The 22832-nt window shown below is 58.5% G+C and carries 18 protein-coding genes; 13 read left to right on the top strand and 5 right to left on the bottom strand.

Annotation, left to right across the window (positions count from 1 at the left end; translation table 11 throughout):
- Positions 1-5: 5 nt before the first annotated feature.
- From F4Y00_04540 to F4Y00_04525, 4 genes are read right to left on the bottom strand one after another with little or no spacing between them, the layout of a single operon-like run.
- Positions 6-1313, bottom strand: coding sequence for a flippase (locus tag F4Y00_04540; GenBank protein ID MYE04222.1), 1308 nt, complete (start codon positions 1311-1313; stop codon positions 6-8).
- Positions 1303-2763 carry an O-antigen ligase family protein gene (locus tag F4Y00_04535; protein MYE04221.1) on the bottom strand — a complete coding sequence of 487 codons (1461 nt, stop codon included), beginning with the start codon at positions 2761-2763 and terminating at the stop codon, positions 1303-1305. The genes F4Y00_04540 and F4Y00_04535 overlap by 11 nt, the downstream gene beginning before the upstream one ends.
- Complete coding sequence (locus F4Y00_04530; GenBank protein ID MYE04220.1) at positions 2760-3986, bottom strand: lipopolysaccharide biosynthesis protein; 1227 nt, start codon at positions 3984-3986, stop codon at positions 2760-2762. Before F4Y00_04530 ends, F4Y00_04535 begins: the two co-directional genes overlap by 4 nt.
- Positions 3983-5776: a hypothetical protein gene (locus F4Y00_04525; protein ID MYE04219.1), complete on the bottom strand. Its 1794-nt coding sequence runs from the start codon at positions 5774-5776 to the stop codon at positions 3983-3985. The genes F4Y00_04530 and F4Y00_04525 overlap by 4 nt, the downstream gene beginning before the upstream one ends.
- A gap of 109 nt (positions 5777-5885) precedes the next feature.
- On the opposite strand from F4Y00_04525, the gene ispE reads away from it, so the two are divergent.
- The gene (gene ispE / locus F4Y00_04520) at positions 5886-6965 is read left to right on the top strand and encodes a 4-(cytidine 5'-diphospho)-2-C-methyl-D-erythritol kinase (GenBank protein ID MYE04218.1); all 1080 of its coding nucleotides are present in this window, start codon (positions 5886-5888) and stop codon (positions 6963-6965) included.
- A gap of 97 nt (positions 6966-7062) precedes the next feature.
- On the opposite strand, the gene F4Y00_04515 is transcribed toward ispE, so the two are convergent.
- Positions 7063-9390: a penicillin-binding protein gene (locus F4Y00_04515; GenBank protein MYE04217.1), complete on the bottom strand. Its 2328-nt coding sequence runs from the start codon at positions 9388-9390 to the stop codon at positions 7063-7065.
- A 145-nt stretch (positions 9391-9535) separates the two neighbouring features.
- On the opposite strand from F4Y00_04515, the gene F4Y00_04510 reads away from it, so the two are divergent.
- The 12 genes from F4Y00_04510 (at position 9536) to F4Y00_04455 (ending at position 22653) form a co-directional block, all read left to right on the top strand.
- Positions 9536-10201 carry a rhomboid family intramembrane serine protease gene (locus F4Y00_04510; GenBank protein MYE04216.1) on the top strand — a complete coding sequence of 222 codons (666 nt, stop codon included), beginning with the start codon at positions 9536-9538 and terminating at the stop codon, positions 10199-10201.
- A gap of 9 nt (positions 10202-10210) precedes the next feature.
- On the top strand, positions 10211-11281 hold the full coding sequence (locus F4Y00_04505) for a hypothetical protein (protein MYE04215.1): 1071 nt from the start codon (positions 10211-10213) through the stop codon (positions 11279-11281).
- Between the two features lie 142 nt (positions 11282-11423).
- Positions 11424-12512 (top strand): flavodoxin-dependent (E)-4-hydroxy-3-methylbut-2-enyl-diphosphate synthase, encoded by a 1089-nt coding sequence (gene ispG, locus F4Y00_04500; GenBank protein ID MYE04214.1) that lies wholly within the window; start codon positions 11424-11426, stop codon positions 12510-12512.
- Positions 12496-13119, top strand: coding sequence for a CDP-alcohol phosphatidyltransferase family protein (locus tag F4Y00_04495; GenBank protein ID MYE04213.1), 624 nt, complete (start codon positions 12496-12498; stop codon positions 13117-13119). Before ispG ends, F4Y00_04495 begins: the two co-directional genes overlap by 17 nt.
- A 26-nt stretch (positions 13120-13145) precedes the next feature.
- A complete protein-coding gene (gene ftsY, locus F4Y00_04490) occupies positions 13146-14102 on the top strand; it encodes a signal recognition particle-docking protein FtsY (protein ID MYE04212.1) in 957 nt (318 codons plus the stop codon).
- A 65-nt stretch (positions 14103-14167) separates the two neighbouring features.
- Positions 14168-15106 carry a methionyl-tRNA formyltransferase gene (locus F4Y00_04485; protein ID MYE04211.1) on the top strand — a complete coding sequence of 313 codons (939 nt, stop codon included), beginning with the start codon at positions 14168-14170 and terminating at the stop codon, positions 15104-15106.
- A 16-nt stretch (positions 15107-15122) separates the two neighbouring features.
- Complete coding sequence (locus F4Y00_04480; GenBank protein MYE04210.1) at positions 15123-16361, top strand: hypothetical protein; 1239 nt, start codon at positions 15123-15125, stop codon at positions 16359-16361.
- A gap of 100 nt (positions 16362-16461) precedes the next feature.
- Positions 16462-17442: an AAA domain-containing protein gene (locus F4Y00_04475; GenBank protein MYE04209.1), complete on the top strand. Its 981-nt coding sequence runs from the start codon at positions 16462-16464 to the stop codon at positions 17440-17442.
- A 78-nt stretch (positions 17443-17520) separates the two neighbouring features.
- A complete protein-coding gene (locus F4Y00_04470; protein ID MYE04208.1) occupies positions 17521-18537 on the top strand; it encodes an HPr kinase/phosphorylase in 1017 nt (338 codons plus the stop codon).
- Between the two features lie 203 nt (positions 18538-18740).
- Entirely contained in the window at positions 18741-19718 is a 978-nt protein-coding gene (locus F4Y00_04465) for a M23 family metallopeptidase (protein MYE04207.1), read from the top strand.
- Positions 19719-19928: 210 nt separating this feature from the next.
- The gene (locus F4Y00_04460; GenBank protein ID MYE04206.1) at positions 19929-20147 is read left to right on the top strand and encodes a DUF2795 domain-containing protein; all 219 of its coding nucleotides are present in this window, start codon (positions 19929-19931) and stop codon (positions 20145-20147) included.
- Positions 20062-22653, top strand: coding sequence for a BamA/TamA family outer membrane protein (locus F4Y00_04455; GenBank protein ID MYE04205.1), 2592 nt, complete (start codon positions 20062-20064; stop codon positions 22651-22653). Before F4Y00_04460 ends, F4Y00_04455 begins: the two co-directional genes overlap by 86 nt.
- The last annotated feature ends 179 nt before the right edge of the window (positions 22654-22832 follow it).

Raw genomic sequence — 22832 nt, 5'->3', positions numbered from 1 at the left:
GGAGGTTATTCGGATGATTGTGGTTCGGTAGATATAAAGCCTGTCCGTCTATAATATGCGGCAAAAATCACAGTAAGCAATACTTCTGTAAGAACTGTAGCGATAGCGGCGCCCTCAATACCCATCGCCGGGATCATGAATGTGTTGAATGCTACATTGAAAAGAACGGCGAATCCAAGCGTAATGGCCGCCAATCGTTGCTGATCCATAGAGATCAGCGCTAAATACAGAAGGGTTTTGCCGCATATGAACGGGAAGGTCCATACCAGTATGCGCAAGGCATCCGCAGCAAGAGCATAGGACGGGTCCGGGTCCAGTAGCCAGATTACCGTGTCAGACAAAATAGTGAGCAACAAGCTGACAACGATGCTAATGCTGATGAGTCCAAGCAGGCCATTTCGCAAGAGGTGCCGAAAATCGGCATGAGCACGGTCACGATGTAGCCGTGCAAGTCTGGGATAGATAGCGGCCAGGCCTACGATAGCGGGTAGTGTGTGAAATGCCTCCAGAATACGGTAAGCGGCTCCGTACTGTCCGGTAGGGACTGCTCCGAGTATGGCTTCGATCATCACCATATCCACGCGGTAATACATCACCGTGAACAGGCCGGCGAACCCGAAGGGGATCATGACCTTGATTGCTCGCTTGAGAAAGCGTCTGCTCACGAGAGACCTGCGCATTTTTGCGAATCGCCTGTCGATACACAGGATGTTGATGCCCGTGGTCACTGTCATACCCAGCGCCATGCCGGCGAGCGTCCACGCCGCTGAACGGGTGGCGAACAGCAGGAGCAGACCGCCTCCAATAACCAGTACCTTTTCCACGATCAGCATGACGGCTTCCTGGCGCAGGTTTTCGAATGCCTGGTACATGCTGCGGCAGTAATTCGTGAGGTTCAGTGTGAGGGCATATATCCCGGCGAAGCACACGGCCAGCAACGCACTCCCGCGATAATCGAGCAAGACCGCTACAATCAGCGCACCTCCCCATGCGAGGACCGAGTTCCCGATTCTCAGTGTCATGAAGTTGGAGAAGTAGAGGGATGCCTTGTCCAGCGCCCGCGATACTTCGCGCACCGTGTACTGCGCCATGCCCAGATCTACGAAACCCGCGGCGATCATGGTCAGCGACAAGGCTGCCGTAAGGACACCGAATTCACGCACACCGAGCAGCCTCATGCATGCCGCCGTAATGAACAGAAACCATAGCGGTTTCACGATGGCGTTGGCAACGCTCAGCCAGGATATGTTCGCCAGCAGGCCGGGTCGGGGTTGTCCCTGCCCGGCGGGGTTGGCTGTACCTTCACTCGGCATGGATTTCGGGCCGGGCAACCGGGTGGGCTGCGCGATGGGCAGATGCGGCGGCAAGGCCGGCCAGGGCTCCGATGAACAGGGTCTTGTCGCCGGTAGCGAATGGATTTTCGGTGTTTCCCACGAGGCTTTCCGCAATCAGGCACGCCATGACGAAAATAGCCACGATGCGGTCGATGCGAGCTATGGCGGGCATACGCAGTGTTCGAATGGTCCGCACGACCGTTCCGATGTAGAACGTGCCGAGGAGCCCAAGCCCTATAAGACCGTGGCGGTACCAGACGCCCACCGGGCCGTTATGAATAAACGAGGTTTCGTGCGTCCACTCATAGACGAGGCTGTAATATTTGATCGGGACCCCGAAGCCGTAGCCCATGATGGGGTTCATGCCGATGTACTCCAATGCCGCGCGCGCCTCGAAGAAGCGGTTGATCAGGGAAATATCCTGGACCGTGGCGGTTTGCAGGGAAAGGAACCGGTTTGCAAGACCGGCAATGATGAGTGAAAAGAAATTGTCGAAGACGAGTGTCCCCACCACGAGGAATAGTACTCCCCCGAGGACCCCGATGGATACGATCCGGAATTTCTTTTTCCGATCGACGCACAGGAAGATGACCGCAATGCCCAGCATGTAAGACACCCACAGGGCCCGGCTTTGTCCGATCACGATGGCTGCAGACAGGATCGTAAATATCCCGGCAATAGCCGTCGTATGCAGCTTTTTCCGGCTGTACAACAGGATGGTCAATGCGACGAGGCCAGCCATCAGCAACACATGTTCGTTCGTGACGACACGCCCTGTGGCGATCTGCCACAGGAATTCCGCGTTGTTGATGTGGGTTTGGTAAAACCAGAAATTTCGAAACGCAATAAAGAGCGCAACAAAGCCCAGACTAATCAGGACAGGTTTTTGGGGAAGCAGATCGGACCGCCGAATGCAGAGTTCCTTGATTGGAAAGTAAAAGGCCAGCATGGTGATGGCCAGCCATTCGCTGACAGCGGTTTGCATGTCGCCGCCGAGCAGGGGGGTAAGCCCAAGAGACAGCGTAACATAGACGAGAAAAAGAAAAAGCGCCCAGTCGATGGGTGTTTTCAGGACGCGATCCCGGTAGAAGAAAAAACGGCTTATGAACCAGTACGTCAGATATCCGAAATACAGTAGTCCGTAAAAGATTTCCTGTATCTGAAATCCGGCTTCGTAGTTGGCTGAAACGACGAAGGCGGCCAGCACGGCGCACAGCAGGAAGACTTCGTTGCGTGCCAATGCCCCGAAGACAAGGGCGGCGAGGAAGGCTGCAGCCAGTACAGCCAACAAGAGGGTCGAAAGCCAGGTCCCCAGTACAATCAGGAGAAGCCCGAAAGCCAATCCCGCATACAGCAATGGCCGTGTCCACACGAACAGCCGCTCGGGCGTGAGTGCGTCAAGAGAAAGGGACGATTTCTCGCTGGTCATTGCGCCCAGGTTCGCGCCTGGAGCCTTCGCAGAAAGTGCCCGTGATTTCTGGCCCACCAGTCATATACGAGCACGTAAATCACGACCAGCAGAAAGGCGGAGAGCGTGGCGAGGATGCAGATGATCGACCGCTTCGGCTTTGCTTTGAGCGCCGGCGGGATGGCCTCGTCGAGAACCTGTACCGCCAGCGCCTCCCGATTCTCCTGAAAGCGCGCCTGTTCGTATAGCGGCGCCAGGACTTCAAGGATGCTGCGCTGGATCATGGTTTCCAGTTCCAGTTCTGCATAGGTGCGTGCAACCGCAGGTACTTCCTCCTGCGCCACGGGGAGCATTTGCTCCCGGCCGGCCAGTGCCTGCCGGTATTTCTGATCGGCGGCGAGGGCGATTTCCTGTATGGCCTGGACCTGCGCATTATCCTCGCCGTATGATGCGCGGAGCGCTTCGTATTGGATTTCAGCCTCCAGCGCGCTTCTGCGGAGCGCACCTACCTGCTCGAAAAAGCTTTCCGTCTGAGACGTCAGGTCGTACACGCCGTACTCTTCCTGAAACTGTTCCGCGGCGTACAGCACGGAGTCCATGGCGGCCCGGGATTCGAGGTAGCGTTTTTCCAGCGAGCGGCGATAATCGAAAGCCCCCTCGCTGGAGAGTCGTACGCTCATCTCGTTGAGGCGGCGGACCAGGAAATTGGCCATGTCGGCGGCGCGTTGGCGGTCCTTGTCCAGCACGGAGACGGACAGAAAATAGTACTCCATATCCACTTCGAACGCCACGTTGTCTTCCAGCATATCAATAGCTTCTTCCAGCGGGTATTCTTCGTCCTCCGTTTCGTAGAGAGTAATAAGGTCGAACGAATCCACCACAGCTTCCATCATGGAACGGCTGGTCAGAATGGCCAGATAGCGCGTGTAGTCTCCCCCGGGGCCACCTCCGAACAGGGCAGCCGCGCCCGCTGGAAGACTTCCCAGCAAACCGGCGGCCAACGAGGTTTCGCCTCCCTGCGGAATGAGCACGCGGGCTGTGCCGCGGTACCAGTTGGTCAGAAGCAGGCTGATGACCACGGAAGCCACGCCCGCAAAGACCGTAACGCCGATCACCAGGCGCCGATACCTGTACAACGTACCCAGCGTGGCCCAAAGCGTATCCTCCGCACGCTCGCGGCGCATCTCCTCGTCGTATCCGGGTGCGCCTCCTTCATCCGGCGAATGCATGGTTTCAGGGCTCATTGTCTCCGGATCAGCAGGTACGTGGCGATGATTCCGGTCGCGGCGCTGATGGACGCCACGACGCCTTGTATGGTGCGCGACCGTTCTTCCATCCTGAATCGCTGATACTCCGTCAGGAGCCGTTGCAAGTCTTCCGTATCGGCCAGAATCGTTTTCCGGTTCACGAAGATGCGATCTCCCGATTCGATTTCCGTCCTGGAAGTCTCCACGAAACGATTGGTACCGGCCTTGATGACATACGAGGTTCCGGCGTTTTCCCCAAGTCCGCTTGCCGCGTTTACATAGTACTCCGGCGACATACCTGCCTGATGCGTGACATATCCCGGACGATTCACCTGTCCGAATACAAAGACCTGATTGTTGTCGCGCGGGACGTATACCTTGTCACCGTCCTGGAGAGGAATAGGCGGAGCTCCTTGTCCAAGCGCAACAGTCAGGTCTACCGGAACGCTGCTTTGCACCCGCAGGTCGTGGGTCAGATAAGCGCTGCCGAAGAAACCCATGTTCGCCAGCCGGGTGGATTGCATCAGGGCCAGCGTGTCGGCCGGGACCAGATCGGGTATGCCGGCGAGCATTCCAAATCTGTTTTCGTACTCCGGTTCCGGCATGGGCAGGGTGGATCGCTTGAGATGCGCCGCACGGGCAAGCGCTCCGGGACGCATTCCTCCCGCAAGCGCTACGAGGTCTTGCAGCGTCGTTTGGCCGGAGAGGATGGGGTAGGTTCCGGGGTATTGCACCCATCCCTCGATATCGGCGACGCCGCGCACCGTTTCTTCGGCCAGCACATGCACCTGATCCAGGGCCTGCACCTGTACGTCCCCGCCGCCGTACAGCGCGGCCACATCATATATTTCGGCTTCCACGGAGCCGTCATCAAGCACGCGGGTGAGCCGAACCTGTCGTGCATAACCGGGCGTTTCCTGCCCGGTAGCGAGGGCAAGGAGATCGGAGAGCGTATCGTCGGACCGGTGGTCGTATATCCCCGGGAAGGCCACATTCCCCGATATGAAGACAGAGCCGTAATCGGGGTCGAACGCAGGCACGGACACGATGTCCCCATCCCGCAGATAGGGGTTATGTTCCGTATTGCCGGTGGCGTGATATCTCAGCAGGTCCACCGTTTTCTGTGTTCCGTCCGTATGCAAGAGCAGGACATTCCGCAGGGCGGGGCGAAACGTCAGGTTTCCTGTCGGGGCCCGGGTGGTGTCTGCATAAGCCAGACTCAGCACGCCGGCCAGACGGCCCACGGGCGTGGCCAGATAGCGTCCCGGAAACGGGACCGCTCCCGAAACATGCACGTAAAATCGTCTGGGCTGCGCCAGCGCGATTTCCACACGCACATTTTCGAAAGATTCGCGGAGCGCCTGTTTCGCCCGGCTGCGTGCTTCCTGCAGAGAAAGGCCCCCTACCTGCACGGCGCCGGCTTCCGGTACGATCAGATATCCGTCTGCCGAGACGGCGGTCGGGGCAAGCAGCGGTTGAGGGCCGCCCACGGATATATCGAAGAGATCGCCCGGCCCCACGATATACTGATCCGCGTCCACCGTTCCTTCAAGAGGAATCATCTCTGCTGCACTTGGGAATCGGGTCAGTTGCTCCTGGAGAGGATTTATCTCCGGGCCCATGGTCGCCGGAGATACGGATTCGCTCCCTTGCGAATCGAATTGGGCTTGCGCCGCTGTTGGAGCGAGCAGGAACGATGCGAGGAGAATCCACGCCATAACGGTCGCCGAAGCGTTCCGGATGGATGGATGCCTGTGAAACGGGGAAAACAATGGTCGGCCTGTCATGCCGGATGCCGATATATCGAGAGGCGCGGGCAGCGCCTTCGGAGTATTCGGATTATGAAAGTACGAGCGAATTTTGTAACGATTTCCGGGGTAGGCTCGACCGAAATGAATGAGAGGCGCCGGGTGGAAGTGTACAGTGCGTATTTTAAAAAATACCTCGTTTCTTCGGGTGTTGCAACAGCCGGAGGGCTATCGGGTTCCCTGTACATCGGTGGGTTTTTTCGAGCGCACGCTCGAATTGGTAATCCGATCCGCGCATTTTGCGGGAATGTCTTTCATTATGGTTTCACAGAGGATGCTTCGTAAAGCCGCCCCCGCCAAGATCAATCTTGGTTTGCATGTGCTCCGCAAGCGCAGCGACGGGTATCACGACATCGAAACCGTGTTTCTGCGGATCGGCTGGGCGGATGAGGTTTCCATCACACCACCCGAAGGCCGCAAGGAGGCGGATTTCCCGGCGTTTTCCGGCCCGTTGCAGGTGATTCCTGTGGAGGATGCCTCGCCTGCTGATCGTGTGCTCCAGGTTCCGCCGGGCGCCGATAATCTGGTCTATCGCGCGGCGCGATGCCTTAACCCGGACAAGGCGGCATCTATTGAGCTTCGCAAACGTATTCCCGTGGGCGCCGGACTCGGAGGCGGGTCCAGCGATGCGGCCACGGCGCTTCATCTGCTGAATGATTGGTGGAAGTTGGGTCGGTCCCTGGAGGAGCTGATAGATATAGCCGCAAGCGTCGGTGCGGATGCAGCATTCTTCGCAGCGGGAGATGCGGCGGCGTTCGGCACAGGACGCGGCGATATGCTGAAACCACTCCTGCAGGACGGGACTCCGTACGTTTTTCCGTATCACCTTGTGGTGGCGGCGCCGCCCGTGCAGGTCTCGACCGCCGGAGCCTATGCCCTCGTGCAGCCGAATGACCGGAATCGCCCGGATTTGTGTGAGGTCTTGTTATCCGGCGATCCTGAGCGCTGGCGCGCAGAGCTGACGAACGATTTCGAAAGGGTCATACTGCCCCGGTATCCCCGCATCGCTGCTGCGAAGACCGTGCTCGAAGAAACGGGCGCCGTGTACGCTTCGCTTTCCGGTTCGGGTTCGGCGGTGTATGGTGCATTCGAGGACGAAGCACGGGCCCGGAAAGCCGAGGATGTGCTCCGCCGATCCGGTTGCCGAACCTGGCGGGGCCGCGCATGAACGACCGGTTCGATATCACGATGAACACGCACCCCGGTACATTACGCCGCTGCATAGTGTTAACAGGCCCTAAGCAGGTCTTTCCTGTTTGCGGCGCTTACCAATCGACGCCGCGCTCGCCGACGTTTGCCTTCCTCTCTTCGCCCAAGGGGTCATCGTAGGTCAGGCCCAGTTCTTCGGGGCTGGGAAAGGGATCTTCCGTGATCTCGATCTCCTCGGAATCGACGAGACCCCGGAAGTACTGCCCCACCAGAAACAGCGCATTGTGCGCGCCCTGTCCCCACCAGAACGAATCAAAGGTCACGCGCCGGTCATTGAATCCCACCCATGCGCCGGTCACCAGGTTGGGGTGCATGAGGCCGAACCAGCCGTCTGCGTGGTTCTGCGTGGTGCCCGTCTTGCCTGCCAGATCGTAGTCGTACAGCTCGTACTGACCTCTGATGCGTCTTCCCGTGCCACCGGTAATAATGCCCCGCATCATGTTGACCACCGTGTACGCCGTCTGTTCGGAGAGCGCTTCTTCCGGCGAGGAGGTGTGCTCGTACAGTACGTTTCCGAAGCGATCCTCGATGCGCGTCACAAAGACGGGATCGTATTGCAGGCCGCCGCTCGCCAGCGTGCTGAAGGCCGAGGTCAGTTCAAGCAATGTGATGTCGCTGGTGCCGAGGGCCAGCGCCGGCACGGCGTCCAATTCGCTTTTTATGCCCATCCTGCGTGCATAGAACGTAACCAGTTCCGGGTTCACGAGCTCCGTGATCACACGAGCCGTGACCGTGTTTTTCGACTGAGCCAGCCCTTCGGTAAGGCTCATCATGCGCCCCGTTGATTGGTCGTCCGCGTTTTGCGGCTGCCATACTACCTCGGTAATCGGATCCACATACGTGAATGCACTGTCCGGGAGCTGATGCCAGGGGGGCCATCCGTTGTCGATCGCTGCTGTGTAGACGAACGGTTTGAATGTCGAGCCGGGTTGGCGGGCGGCTTTGTTGACATGGTCGTACCACTCGGTCTTGAGGTTTCTTCCGCCCACCCAGGCTTTGATGTGTCCGGTATGGGGATCGATGGAGACCAGGCCGGCCTGGAGCCGCGTTTTGGCCGTTTTCAGCGAATCCATGAACGCCGCGTTATTGCGGAGCTGGGCGACGGCGTCGTTCGCCGACATTCCCGGCTGGCGCAAAAGCGAGCGGTAGCGCTCCGTGCCCCGGATGAACGACGCGAGCGTTTGGGGATTGTTGCGCCAGTACCGGGCCCACGGCTCGTAACCCGTCTGTTCCAGGTACGGGTCGAGTGATGTCCAGAAGCCGCCCCCGTAACTCCATTCGTAATCCACGACTGCCTGGAGGCCCTCCATATTTTCGTCCACGGACTGCTGTGCAATTTCCTGCATCCGCGAGTCGAGCGGCGTATACACGCGCAAACCGTCCTCATACAGGTTGTGGCCGTTTTCCGCAGCCCACTCCCGCATCCAAAGCCGCACCTGCTCGGCGAAATACGGCGCCAGAGCCGCAGTCACTTCCGAAGACGGGTTGTAGTCGGTGCGTACCGAATCGGGATGGTGTTCGTCATAGAATGTGCGCGGGATGAAGCCCTGATCCGCCATCTGTTTCAGCACCACGTTCCGCCTGCGACGGGAATTTTCGGGATTCCGGTAGGGATTGTAATACGTATTTGCTTTCAGCATCCCGATCAACGTGGCTCCTTCGAGAGGAGATAATTCCGCCGCCGTTTTGCTGAAATAGGTGCGGGCCGCCGCTTCGATCCCGTATGCATTGCTGCTGAAGGGCACCGTGTTGAGATACATCTCGATGATCTCCCGCTTTGTGTAGCGGCGCTCGAGTTGCACCGCCGTGATCATTTCCTTGAGTTTGCGGGAAACGGACACCTCGAAACCGATGTCCTGGTTGTACAGGTTGCGGGCCAACTGCTGGGTAATCGTCGAGGCGCCGCGCAATTCGCCCTTTCGAATCACATCCACGGCGGCGGCCACGAGGCCCCGCGGGTCAATACCCCAGTGACCATGAAAGCGCCGGTCCTCTGTAGCGACGAGGGCGTTGATCGCATGGGGTGAAATATCGTCGTAGTTGGTCCAGGAACGATTCTGGAAAGCATACCGCACGAGTTCCTTGCCGTCGGCCGTATAGGCGACCGTTGCAAGCTGCAAATCGGGATTGTCGAGTTGCCGGAAATCCGGCAGTTCATCGGAGAGCAGCAGCGCCCATCCCCCGATGAAGAAGGAAAAGGCAATGACGCCGCCGCCGATCACAGAAAGCAGGAACGCAGCCTGCGCCTTTTTTTCGTTCCGGAAACGGCGGTAGAAATACCCCTGCCGCTTGCTGGAGCGGGATCGGTCAGGGCCCGCACGACGTGCGGCAGGATCGCTGAAATAGCGTTCCAGTTCTTCCTTGGAATATCGCGAATCCGACATGAACACGAAAAGAAGGACGGTGCTCCTTGAATGCCGGTTTTCGACCGTTCGTTCCGCAGGGAAACGCAACTTTACGGGCGTTTATCGCTAAGAGAGGGGTATATCCAAAGGCAGGGATACCGTTATTGCACGTACATATCGGACGATGTACCAGAATTCTTACCGACCCCTCACGCAATTTTCGATGTTTCCGCCGGTCATCAAGAATCTGCTGATTCTGAACGGGCTGGTATTTCTCGCCACGATGACTCCTGTCCTGAGTCGGGTGCTTGTGCAGTGGTTTGCCCTGTGGCCTGTAGGAAATTCCGGATTACCAGGCGGTTTTGCGTCGTTTTTGCCGTGGCAACTGGTGACGTATTCCTTTCTGCACGGAGGCTTCACGCATCTTTTGTTCAATATGTTTGCGCTGTGGCTGTTTGGCGTGCAGATCGAAAATACATGGGGCAGTCGCCGGTTCACCATATTTTATTTCGTCTGTGTCATCGGCGCGGGGCTGATTCAACTGATCGTTGCTTCCTCCAGCGGTACGGTGTATCCGACGGTAGGCGCATCGGGCGGGATATTCGGCATCCTCCTTGCCTTCGGCATGATGTTTCCCAACCAGCCCATCTATATTTATTTTCTGTTCCCGATCAAGGCAAAATGGCTTGTGATCATGTACGGCGTGCTGGAATTATGGGCCGCCGTGACGGGCACCCAGGCCGGCGTCGCCAATTTTGCCCATCTTGGCGGCATGTTGTTCGGCTTCCTGCTAATACAGTACTGGAGGGGCAAACTTCCAATACGCCCCGGCCGAACGATGTATTGGTAAGCATCGGCGATGAAACGGTTTGTGCGCACAATCCTCGCTGCGGTCAATATCCCGATCGCATTGCTCTTTCTGGCCGGGTACCTTGCGTACTACGTGCCCTTCGGCGTTTTCTGGTGGTTCGAACTCGTCGCCGTGTGTTTACCGTACATTGCGCTGGTTCTCGCGGGGATGACGGTATTGCTTGCGCTGGCGGGGAACCGGCGCGCTCTGGTCGTCAACGGCGTGTTGCTGGCGCTTTTTCTGATCCGCGCCAATCCGTTCGACCGCTTCGATGCCGTCCCGGACACCCCGGACGATGCACTGACGCTCCTCACATTCAACGCTCCCGCCATCTGGCGCGATGCTACTCCGGAGCGCCCCGCGCACATGGCTCGTCTTGTCGAGGAAAGCCGCCCGGATATTATCGGTCTGCAGGAGGCCTCCATTGCCTGGTATGACGAGGCGCCTTTTACCCGGGCCGATCCGTATGTCTCGATTTTGTTCGACTCGCTGGGCTTCTCGTCCATACGTCCCGATAATGCTTCCTGGACGCAACAGCCCGTGCTCAGCAAGCCGTCGGTTGTGCATGTGTCCCGGCGTCGCCTGTATTCGTCGGATAATCGTACGTCGCATGTTATCAGGGCCCGGGTACGCTGGCAGGACCGGGATTTCATACTGTATAACGTGCACTTGCGCACGTTCGGGGAAAGGAAACCCTGGGAGGAAACGCGCTCGTCCGTTTTCGATGTCGAATATATCATGCGCTATCTCAGGCAGTACCGCGCCGCATACCGGGTCCGCGCCCGGGAGATCGATGGGATCGTAGCGATGATCGAAGAAGAAACACTGCCCGTTATTCTCTGCGGCGATCTGAACAGCACCCCGAACAACCGGGTGTACCACACATTGTCGGGCCGGTTACGCGATGCCTTTGCGGAGGCGGGCGAGGGGTGGGGAATGACCTACCATGCGCGGTTGCCTGCGGTGCGGATCGACTACGTATTCGTGAGCGAGGAATGGGAAGTCGTCGCCGCCCGGGTGCAGGAAGCGCATCTTTCCGATCATCTGCCGCTTCTGGTAACTTTGCGCCTCCGGGATTGACGGGTTTCCGGATGCTCCTTTGCGAAGCGCTGAGCGAAGCGGTTTTGATCAGAGTATCCTATCCATAAACCTGTTTCGTGCAACACAAGAACATTCGGTTTCGTTACAGGAGAGTACCCGTTCATCATTGTTATTGACAGCCATGGAACGATATCGGCGAGAATCACGGCCTGTGCAGGTGGGTCCCGTGGAAATCGGGGGGCGCGCACCGATATCGGTGCAGTCCATGACCACCTCCAAAACACATAATGTAGAGGCGTCGCTCAACGAGATTCGCCAACTTGCCGAGGCCGGCGCCGACATTGTGCGCGTGGCGGTACCGCGCCCGGAAGATGCAGAAGCGCTGCCGGATATTGTGCAGGGCGCTCCCGTGCCGATCGTCGCCGATATTCACTTCAATTACCAGTATGCCCTGAAGGCTGTGGAATCGAAGGTGGCCAAGGTCCGCATCAATCCCGGCAACATAGGCAAGGAAGAGTGGGAGCGGGAAGTATTGCTTGCGGCGAAAGAAGCCGGCATTCCCATTCGCATCGGGGTCAACTCCGGGTCGCTGGAAAAGGATCTGCTGGACAAGTATGGCTACCCGCAGCCGGAGGCCCTCTTCGAAAGCGCTATGCGGCATGTGGAGATATGCCAGCGGCACGGGTTTGAGGACCTGGTTATTTCGGTCAAGCACTCGGACGTGTTTTTCATGATTCAGGCCTACCGCCTGCTTGCGGAGAAGACGCATTTTCCATTGCATCTCGGAGTCACCGAATCAGGTGCTTTCGATAGCGGTTCCGTCAAGAGTTCGATAGGGATCGGGACGCTGCTGGCTGACGGGATCGGGGACACGATCCGTGTTTCGCTGGCGACGCCCTCCGTACGGGAAGTCGAGGTAGGGCACCGCATTCTGAAGTCGCTCCGCCTGGGACGTCCGGGTGTAAACGTGATTGCCTGCCCCACATGCGGCCGCATGGAAGGCGATTTGTTTTCGATCGTGGAAAAGGTGGAGGCGGCGGTGCAGGAAGCCCGTTTCGAGAAGGATCTCAACGTAGCGCTCATGGGCTGTGCGGTGAATGGGCCCGGAGAGGCCGCGGGGGCGGACCTGGGCATTTCGCTTGGGCGGGGTCGGGCGCATCTTTTCAAGCGGGGCGAGGTGGTGGGTACCGTGCCATCCGAGGATATCGTGGAAGCGGTGATGGAGGCCATCGAATCCTGGGAGGACGACACCGATGATGCTACCCCGTAGGTTCGGGCGCTTTCGCCCCGACGGGAATTTCTGGACCGTGCCCAACGCACTCAGCATGGGACGGGTGCTTCTTGTGGTTCCTGTCGCATGGCTGATCATGGTCGACGGCTCGCTCGGCTGGATTTTTGCGCTGCTTGCCGTCATGATTATGAGCGACTGGCTCGACGGACGGATAGCGCGGCGGGCGGGCAGGGTATCGGATTGGGGAAAAATACTGGATCCGCTGGCCGACAAGATCGCCGGTATAGCTATCGTGCTTGCACTGGCTCTTCGGGGAATGCTGCCGGTCTGGTTTCTGATGGTGCTGATCACGCGGGATCTGCTTATTCTGCTGGGGTCGGGAGTACTCGTACGTCGCACAGGGCGCATGGAAATGAGCGATTGGTCCGGCAAGGTGGCCGTAGGGGCTGTGGCCGTTACCGTTCTTGCTGCGCTAATGCGGGCTGACGATCCCGTAATGCGATTCTGTTTGTTTGCGACGACGGGGCTTCTGGCCGGTTCTTTTGCAATGTACGGGGTCAGGTATGCCAGGCTGATGAAGCAAAGCGGGCCGCCTGCGGAGGCTGCGCCGGGCGCCGCGAGCGGGGCGATACGGGAGGAGCCCTGATCAGAGTATCCTATACAGGACGGCACATGGGTTTTTTTGACGGTTCTCAGGATGGCGAAGCACCCTCTGCGGGACTTGACAAGGGGCTGGACAAAACCAGAACGGGATTTCTTGGCAAGATGCGCCGGATCATCCGCGGGAAAAAAACCGTGGACGAGCAGGTGCTGGACGAGTTGGAAGAGGTGCTGGTTACCAGCGATGTAGGGGTCGGTACGACGCTCCACATCATCGACCGCATCGGAGAGCGGGTAGCCGAGGATCGCTACGTGTCGACGGCGGAACTGCACGTCCTGATCCGTAACGAGATCGCCTCGCTGCTGCTTGACGATGCCCCGGATCGCCCTGGAGGGTTCGACGCGCCGTTACCGAACCGTCCGCATGTGATCATGGTGGTCGGCGTCAACGGGGTCGGTAAAACGACCACAATCGGGAAGATGGCGCACCGGTACAAGGATGCCGGCAAATCCGTGTTGCTCGGCGCTGCCGATACGTTCCGCGCCGCTGCGGTGGAGCAGCTCTCGATCTGGGCCGAACGTGCCGATGTGCCTATCGTTCGGCAAGCGCAGGGGAGCGACCCGGCCTCGGTGGCGTACGATACGGTAGCCTCGGCCGATTCGCGGGGCGCGGACGTAGCGATTATCGACACGGCGGGACGCCTCCATACTCGCGGGGGGCTGATGGAGGAATTGGCGAAGATCCGGCGTGCGATGGCCAAACGCATTCCCGGAGCGCCCCACGAGGTGCTGCTGGTACTCGATGCTTCTACCGGGCAGAACGCCCTGCGGCAGGCGGAGGAGTTCACCCGCAGTGTCGAGGTAACGGGGCTTGCGGTCACCAAACTGGACGGTACGGCGAAAGGAGGCATTGTGATCGGTATTTCCAATGATTTCCGGATTCCCGTCAAGTACATAGGGGTGGGGGAGCGCATTGAGGATCTGCGGATATTCGACCGCCGCGCGTTTGTGGACACCCTGTTCGGGTAATGCCCCGGTCTGCTGCATAGTATTAACAGGCCCTGATCTGCTCGTCGGACATTTCCATGCAGGATATGCGGATCGTTTTTATGGGTACGCCGGATTTTGCCGTGCCGTCGCTGCGACGGCTCGCCGAGTCGGGCTACGGCCCGGTCGCCGTGGTGACGGCCCCTGACAAACCCCGGGGGCGGGGCCGCCGCATACACCCGACACCTGTGAAGGAGGAAGCGCAGCGGCTGGGTATCAGGACGATTCTGCAACCGGCATCCCTTCACGATCCTGTCTTTGCGGAAGCGGTGCGCAGATTGACGCCGGACTTGATTGTGGTGGTGGCTTTTCGCATTCTTCCCCCTGACGTGTTCAGAATCGCCCGGAAGGGGGCCTTCAACTTGCATGGTTCGTTGCTTCCGAAGTACCGGGGCGCTGCGCCGATCCACCGCGCTGTCATGGCGGGTGAGACGCAGACGGGCGTGAGCACGTTTTTTCTAAGAGAAACTGTGGATACAGGGAACGTGATCTTGCAAAAAACCATGCCGATCGGCCCGGACGAGACCACTGGAGACGTGCATGACCGTATGATGGTGATGGGCGCGGAGGCGGTCGTAGAGACGGTGCGGTGCATCGAGCGCGGGGAGGTTGAGGTGCATCCCCAGAACGACGAAGAGGCTACTCCGGCCCCGCGGATTCGCAAGGAAGACGCTCGCATTGTATGGGATCGACCTGCGTATCAGGTGCACAACGGTATACGCGGACTGTCACCGCATCCCGGCGCCTGGACCTGTGATGGCGAAAGCATGGTCAAGATATACAGGACGCGTGTAGCACATCCGGGCCGGCAGGGGGAAGTGCAGGGCATGCCGGGTCAGGTGACGGATGTGTCGGATCGCCTCGTGGTAGCTTGCGGCGAAGGGGCTGTGGAGTTGCTGGAACTGCAACAGGAAGGTCGCCGCCGCATCCCGGCAATGGATTTCCTGCGGGGACATGCACTGCCCGTGGGTCATCTGTTCAAATAGTGCGGGAAGGCCCATTATGTCGTCAGATTCGATTCGTGATCGCGCCGGGGCGGTTTCTCGCCTGGCCTCCCTGACGAAGGCGCCGCAAGGCGTCCCCGAGCGCTCTTTCGAAGCCCCGTCAAGCCTCATGGAACGTGCGCGTAGAACCCTTGAGGAGCGTTTTGAGGGGGTGGAAGGAGCAGTTTCCGGGACCGGTTTTGCGCACGGGGGCATAGGTTTGCTTGCTGAACATACGCATTACTTCGACGGGTTCGCCCTGTTTTTTTCCATCCCGTCCGGTACGGCGGTGGCGATGCGCGCCTCGTCGGGCGAAGCGTCCCGTCTTGCATTTGGAGGCGACGACAGAACATGGACATACGGCCCGGATCATCCGCTTCCGGATACGGTCCCCCCGCCTGTTCGTATTGTTTTCGAGACACTCCGCCGCCTGGCGCCCGAAGATGCGCGAGCCGATGTAGCTGTGGCGAATGCGGTGCCCTTTTCGTGTGCGGATGCCTACGTGGCCGCCCTCGGCATGGCCGCGGCGCGTGCATGTGGGGAAATCTTTTCACCTGTCCGGGAGGATCGTCGGATATGCGAACAGGTCCACGAAGCGGTTGAAGCGGGCCTGGGCCGCTATTTCAGCCCCGCGTTTCTCGTGGCTGCCGAGCAAGGGCGGCCCGAGCAGTATTCCTTCGTGGATGCCGCTACGCTCGAATGTATGCTGCTCGAAGCCGCTCCGGAGGATGCGCTTGCGTTCGGGCTGGTAGAGACAGGAGATCGTACCTTCTTCGAAGCCGGAGCCGTTGCAAGGAAAAGAAAAATGGCGTCCGAGGCGGCGGTCATTCTGCGCAGGAAGGGATTCAATGCAGTAACGTCGCTACGAGAACTGGAGCACCGCGATTTACTGACGGCGACCGACGCGATCCCCATCCGGTTGCGGCCTGCTCTGCGCTGGTTGGTGAAGGAGAACCAGCGTGTGCCGAAACTGGTAGGGGCGGTACAACGTAAAGACTGGCAGCTTTTTGGAGCGCTTCTTCTCATGGCCGACGCCTCGACGCGCAAGGACTGGGGGGGCACCACGGATGTGTCGGATAACGCGGTCGACGAAGTGGACGCCATGACCCTTGACGGCATGTACGGAGCGTTTCCCATGAACCGGGGGCGTGCGGTGGTGATGGCGGGACAGCCTTTTGTCGTTCCCCATTGTCTGGACCGCGTGCAGGCACAACTCAAAGAGAAATTCGACATGGACATGCACGTCATGCTCCTGTGACCACTTGCGTTTTCTGCACCGCGTTTCCGACCCCTTTCTTCATACCTGTTCCAAGTAATCCGTTTTTTTCTGTCACGTGGAAATCGTAGCAAACTTTGATATGGCCCGGGTCAGCGACCGCATCCGCAAGGAAAGTGCGTTCGTGGACCAGTTATTGAACGAGGTGGGCCGGGTCGTTGTGGGGCAGCGTCACATGATCGAGCGCTTGCTGATCGGGCTGCTCGGTGATGGACATGTGCTGCTCGAAGGCGTACCGGGCCTTGCCAAGACCCTCACGGTCAGTTCTCTTGCCCGTGCAATCGGGACAAAATTCCAGCGTATCCAGTTCACGCCGGATTTGCTTCCCGCCGATCTGCTGGGCACGCTCGTTTACAATCAGAAGGAAGGGTCTTTTTCCATCAAAAAGGGTCCAATCTTTGCGAACGTGATTCTGGCTGACGAGATTAACCGGTCCCCGGCCAAGGTCCAAAGCGCTCTCCTCGAAAGTATGCAGGAGCGGCAGGTGACGATCGGCGAGACGACTTTTCCGCTCGGAGAGCCTTTTCTGGTGCTGGCCACTCAGAATCCGATCGAGCAGGAAGGCACCTATCCTCTTCCCGAAGCGCAGGTGGATCGGTTTATGCTGAAAATTCGCGTGGAATACCCGACCCGTGACGAGGAGTTGGAAATCATGCGCCGCATGGCCCGAACCGGCAAGAAAGAGGAGGTCAGGGAAGTGGTTGGACCGGAGGATATCCTGTCGGCGCGCGCCGTGCTGAACGAACTCTACATGGACGAGCGGGTTGAAAAGTACATGGTCGATCTTGTGATGGCGTCAAGGCGTCCGGCGGAGTACCGCTTGTCGGATATCGCTCCGCTGATCGAATTCGGCGCTTCCCCCCGCGCGACCATTCACCTGAACCTTGCGGCGCGCGCCCATGCTTTTCTGGAAAGCCGGGCCTATGTGACGCCGGAAGACGTTCGTATGCTGGCCCCGGACGTAATGCGGCACCGCATTGCGGTATCCTACGAGGCCGAGGCGGAAGAGATGACGAGCGACGATCTGGTGCGGCAGATCCTTGAAACCGTGGAAGTGCCGTAGCCGCTTTGCGTACCTGCATGCCCCTCCTCTCCAAGCGGTTTTAATCAGCGTATCCTTTATTGAATCAGGCCCGATGCTATGTCCGATACGTCGAAAGCCTTCAAGAAAGAATCTATCACCGTGGCTTTCATGGTGGAACATCTGCGGACGGCGGCGGGGATCGATATTGAATCCGTGAACGATGTTTCCGGTGAGGACCGATTGGTGACCGAGGTCGATTTGCACCGTCCGGGGTTGGTGCTGGCCGGGTATACCGATCTGTTTACCCATCAGCGTGTGCAGATTCTGGGCAACACGGAAAACCGGTTTCTGCAACATCAGCCGGTTGCTGCCCGGCGCAAGGCATTCGAAACCCTGGTTTCCTTTCCCGTGCCCTGCATTGTGCTCACCGTAAACAATGAGCTCGACAAAGAGATGGTGGATATGGCGACGCGGCAGGGCGTGCCTGTTTTCCGGACGCCCTTGCAGTCCATCGACTTCATGGCGATTTCACGGGATTTTCTGAATGACCAGTTTGCGTTGCAGCAAACGATTCATGGCTCCCTGGTGGCCGTATACGGTATAGGTTTGCTCCTGGTCGGCAAATCCGGCATCGGCAAGAGCGAGGTGGCGTTGGACCTGGTTGAGCGAGGGCATCGGCTGGTGGCCGATGACGTGGTGATTGTCACGCGCAAGGAAGAGCAGGTCCTGATGGGCGCCGGCACGGATCTTGCCCAGCATTTTATGGAAGTGCGGGGGCTTGGACTGGTGGATATTCGCGCCATGTTCGGCATACGGGCTATTCGTTTTCGCAAGCGGGTCGAGATTGTGGTGCATATGGAATTGTGGGATACCGAAGAGGAATACACGCGTCTGGGCATGGTGAGTGACACCTTCAGCGTGCTGGATGTCGAACTTCCCATGGTGAAGATTCCGGTCACCCCCGGCAAAAACATCACGGTGATCTGCGAAGTGATTGCCATGAATCATCTGCTTCGCAGCGCTGGCTACGACCCCGCCGAGGTGTTTGCCAAGCGTCTTGCCGACCGTATTCGCACCAGGGGATCCGATATGCCTGCCCGGATGATCGAGTATTTCCAGCATGATTACGAGTAACCGATTCGCTTTCCTGTCCGGTTGGCTCGTTTGACAATCAGGCGGGATATTCCTATCTTATATTAACATGGGCTAAATTTTTAGCCTCCGTCTCAGGATTCGTCGTCCGTGCGGAGACATTACGTTATTCCCGGCCCGATACCTGAGGGTTGGGCATAATGCCACCGCAAACCAAATGTACGCTCACGCAATCACGCATTTGTATGTCGAAAAAACGCTACTATTACGACCCCCGATCTTGCCGGTATGTGGAGGATAAATGGGGCGGGCTGTACAGTGGCAGGCAGCTATTGTGGGTGGCGGTGCTGGCGCTTCCGATTGCCTTTCTCTTGTCATTAATCATTGACACGGTCGACGAGACCCCTCAGGAAGTAGCCCTGAAGACCGAAAAGGCGGTGCTTGAGGAAGGGATTGAGCAATTCGGTGATCGGGTGGATATGTACGCGCGTCAATTGGAAAGACTCGAGGAGTCGGACCGTGAGTTGCATCGCGTACTTCTCGGCGTGGAGCCGATTTCCGAAGATGTCCGGCGCCTGGGCGTGGGTGGTTCCGATCCGTATGAAGAGTTCGACCGGTTGGAGTCCCCAACGGGTACGTTGCTCAAGGAGACGGCGCAAAGGCTTGACCAGATCGAAGGCCGCATCAATCTCCAGGGCGCCAGTCTGCGCGATTTGATGACGCTTGCGAACGAGCAAATGGATCGGAACGATCAGATGCCGGCGATCCTTCCGGCTTCCGGCCGGGTCGTGTCCGGATTCGGCATGAGGGAGCATCCGATTTTCGGAGGCCGCAAAATGCATTACGGGATCGATATTTCCGTACCACGGGGCACCCCGGTGGTTGCTTCCGCTGCCGGTCGGATCCTCAAAAGAGGATACAGTACCAGTTATGGCTACCACGTGATTATTTCGCATCCTGCATCGGAAACCGAGACGTTGTATGCGCACCTTTCGGAGATCGACGATACCATCCGGCGCGGACGTGAAATCGAGCGTGGCCAACGCATTGGTCTCAGCGGCAACTCAGGGCATTCAGTGGCCCCCCACGTACATTTTGAGGTGCGGGACGCCAGAGGAATAGCCCGAAATCCGATTTCCTTCATGTCCCCATCCATGACGCCGGCGGAGTACGAAAAATTGAAGCGGGATTCGGAGCGGGAGACCCGATCCCTTGATTATTGAGCGCGGAGGACGTCGCATAGTCTGTTAGGGAGCCGTTTTGCGGCTGACAGATGGCAATAATTGGTATATTTTCTGTATATCTTTCAGAGTCACACATTTATTTACTTGCTTTTATCCTTTCGGAAAATTATAGTGCCTGCACAATGCGCAAGATCGGCCGCCTGATGCGCACCGGTTGCCTTGTCGGCCCTCTCAACAAGTTCTCACCCGATGTACTGGAGTCTCGAATTGGCATCTTACCTTGAAGATGCGCCCTGGCCTGCAACGAAAGGCGAACTCATCGACTATGCAGAGCGTACGGGAGCTCCGCGTGAGGTTATAGAAAATCTCGAAGAGATGGAGGATGATGGCGAGCCGTACGAAAGCATTGAGGAGGTTTGGCCGGATTACCCCACGGCTGACGACGACTTTTACTTCGAGGAAGAATGACCCGTCGCCTTGCGGGCGTTTACATCGTGTTCTTCTTCGGGTGGTCTGGTTTGCTGTCGTTCTGACGATTGCCGGTACGGCAGAAGCTCAGGACGCAGAGAGGAATACTTCTTTCGGCGCCAGGCCCGGAGAGGCGGATACCGACACCCTCATCGTACGCCGTGTTGCCTTTGAAGGCAACGAATTTTTTGGCGAGACGGCGTTGGCCCGCAGGGTCCGCACGAAGCCGAATCGCAGGTTTGCCAAAATTCCGGGAGCGACCTGGTGGCTGTGGATGTACCGCCTTGGGAACTCCGGAATACTCGGTGAACGGTTGAGCAATTCGCTGATGGCCGGCGGCGAGCCTCCCGCCGCGCTCGACATGGATGTTCTCCAGGCGGATCTGGATCGCCTGCGTCTTTTGTATCGCCAGGAGGGATTCTTCGAAGCGGAGGTAGCCGTCCGGATAGATACGGTCGCGGCAGGCAAGGCTGGCGTCATTTTTCAAGTGACGCCCGGACTGCCCACCTATATCCGGAATGTGTGGTACGACGGGGTCGATCACCTGACGCCTGACCAACATGCGCGGCTGGTGCAGGATGCCGTATTGCGTGTCGAACCCGTCGATCAGGATCGTCCTCTGTATCTTCGTGCACGCCGGCAGCGGTACTCGGAAACGATGCTGCATAGCGAAGTGCGGCGGATCCTTACCTTTCTGCGGGACGAAGGATATCCTGCCGTTACCCGCGATTCCATTCGCGCGGTGTTTTTTGAGGCAGTCCCGGACAGTTTTGATCTGCGCCTCGAAATCGGGACGGGCCCGCGTTATCGCTTCGGGGATGTCTCCTTCGAGATAGCGGGGCCCGAGCCGGAGATTGCGGAGCGGTCCGAAACCCTTTCGCTGGAGGCCTCCTCGGATTCCGTAGCCGGCGGTACGGCGTCTTTCCGGTTCCGGAACGAAAAGAAATTATCGCCGGGTTTGCTTGTTCGTACGCTTCGATTTACGCCGGGGGATTGGTACTCGCAGGAAAAGGTGCTTGCTACCCGGCGTCGCCTTGAAGGCACCGGCGTGTTTTTGTTTACGGACATTTTTCCTCAACCATCGACCGGTCAATTCACAGGCGCCGTTCCAACCTTGTCGCATCGTGTCGATCTTCGTACTCGCGACCGGCATCAGATCGGTTTCGAGCCGTCCGTGTTTCAGCGGGTGGATCCGTTCAACAACGCGGACAAGGAATTGGCCACGGGTGTTGCCCTAACGTACGAGAACGCCAATCTGCTGGGACGGGGCGAGGCGTTTCGCGTACGGACATCCGGCTCCATATCGACCGCTTTCGACGATTTAAGCACCTTAACCGCGAGGCAGGCGGAGATCGCGACGTCGCTCACGATGCCGTATCTCATGCGTCCGTTTCGCGGGATCGACGCTTCGCTCCCCCTGTACGATGTCCGCACACGCCTGACGCTCAGCCTGCTCACGGCCCGGCGCGACGATTTCGGTCTCATCATCCGCGCACGCGGCAATGCCCGGTACCGCCTGGAGTTGCGTCATACGGAGACCTTGACTTCTTTGCTGGACGTGGTGGACGTGAGCCTGAGCAATCCCGACACGCTGCGGAATTTTCAGGACGAGATTCTGAACGACCTGCTCGATCCGGTTTCAGACCCGGTCCAGCGGGCCCGGATTCTTGAGGATTACACGGTGCCGCAAATCAATACGGCGATCCGGTATGCGCTGCGTTCGACCAATGTGAATCCGCTCCGGCGCGACCGGGGATATAGTATCGAGGCGTCGGCGGAACTGGGCAATACCGTGCCTTATCTACTGGACCGTTTTGCCTATTCTCCCGGTAACGTGGAAGGCTATCTTCCCGGTCTTTCCTTCTTTGCCTCCGAGGGGCCGTCCGATCAGCTTTTGTACCGGCGCTATGTGCGTTTCGCCAGCGATTTCCGCTTGTATCACGCGGTGAACCCTTCTTCCGTCGTTGCGCTCAAATTCATCGGCGGCATTGCGCATCCTCTGGGCAGTACTACGGGGCTGGTGCCGTTCGGTCAGCGATTCTATACCGGCGGCGGCACAAGCGTGCGGGGCTGGGACTGGCGGGAGTTGGGTCCTGGCGGCGCCCAATTCCAGTCTGTCCAGGATGCCGGGGAAGGGACGAACATTCTCGGAGGGGATATCAAACTGGAAGCAGGCGTGGAGATGCGGGGAATTCTTTTCCATTTTCTCGGCTCGGACTGGATCGGCGCATTCTTTGTGGATGCCGGCAACGTATGGTTCGGCTCTCGCAACCCCGGCTTCGGAGAGGATGTATCCGGGAAACTGGATGGGCGCTTCCGATTCGATTCCTTCTATCGCCAGATAGGCGTCGGATCCGGGGTAGGCTTCCGTCTGGACTGGAAGTATCTCATCGGGCGCGTCGATCTGGCCGTAAAGGTCTACGATCCTCGTCGTCCCGATTTCGGAGCATTCCCCGACGGCCTTGGAGAACGCCGGTGGCATTTCGGCCTGGGGCACGCTTTTTAGGGCCTGTTACCACTATGCAGCTGCGCTCTGCGGTGCCTATTTTCCTGCCAGGCCAGGCGCCGCGAGCGCAATGTGGCCCAGCCACATAAGCGAGCGGCAACGCCGCATGGCGGGAAAAGAGGCACCGCCCTTCGGGTTCCGCCGGTCACGGCGTCACTCTTCGTTGCTCGTCGCTCATT

It is taken from the genome of Bacteroidetes bacterium SB0662_bin_6, from assembly GCA_009839485.1.
Taxonomy (GTDB): Bacteria; Bacteroidota; Rhodothermia; order Rhodothermales; family VXPQ01; genus VXPQ01.
The sequence above is the reverse complement of the archived record's forward strand: the minus strand, read 5'-3'. Positions and strand labels throughout refer to the sequence as shown.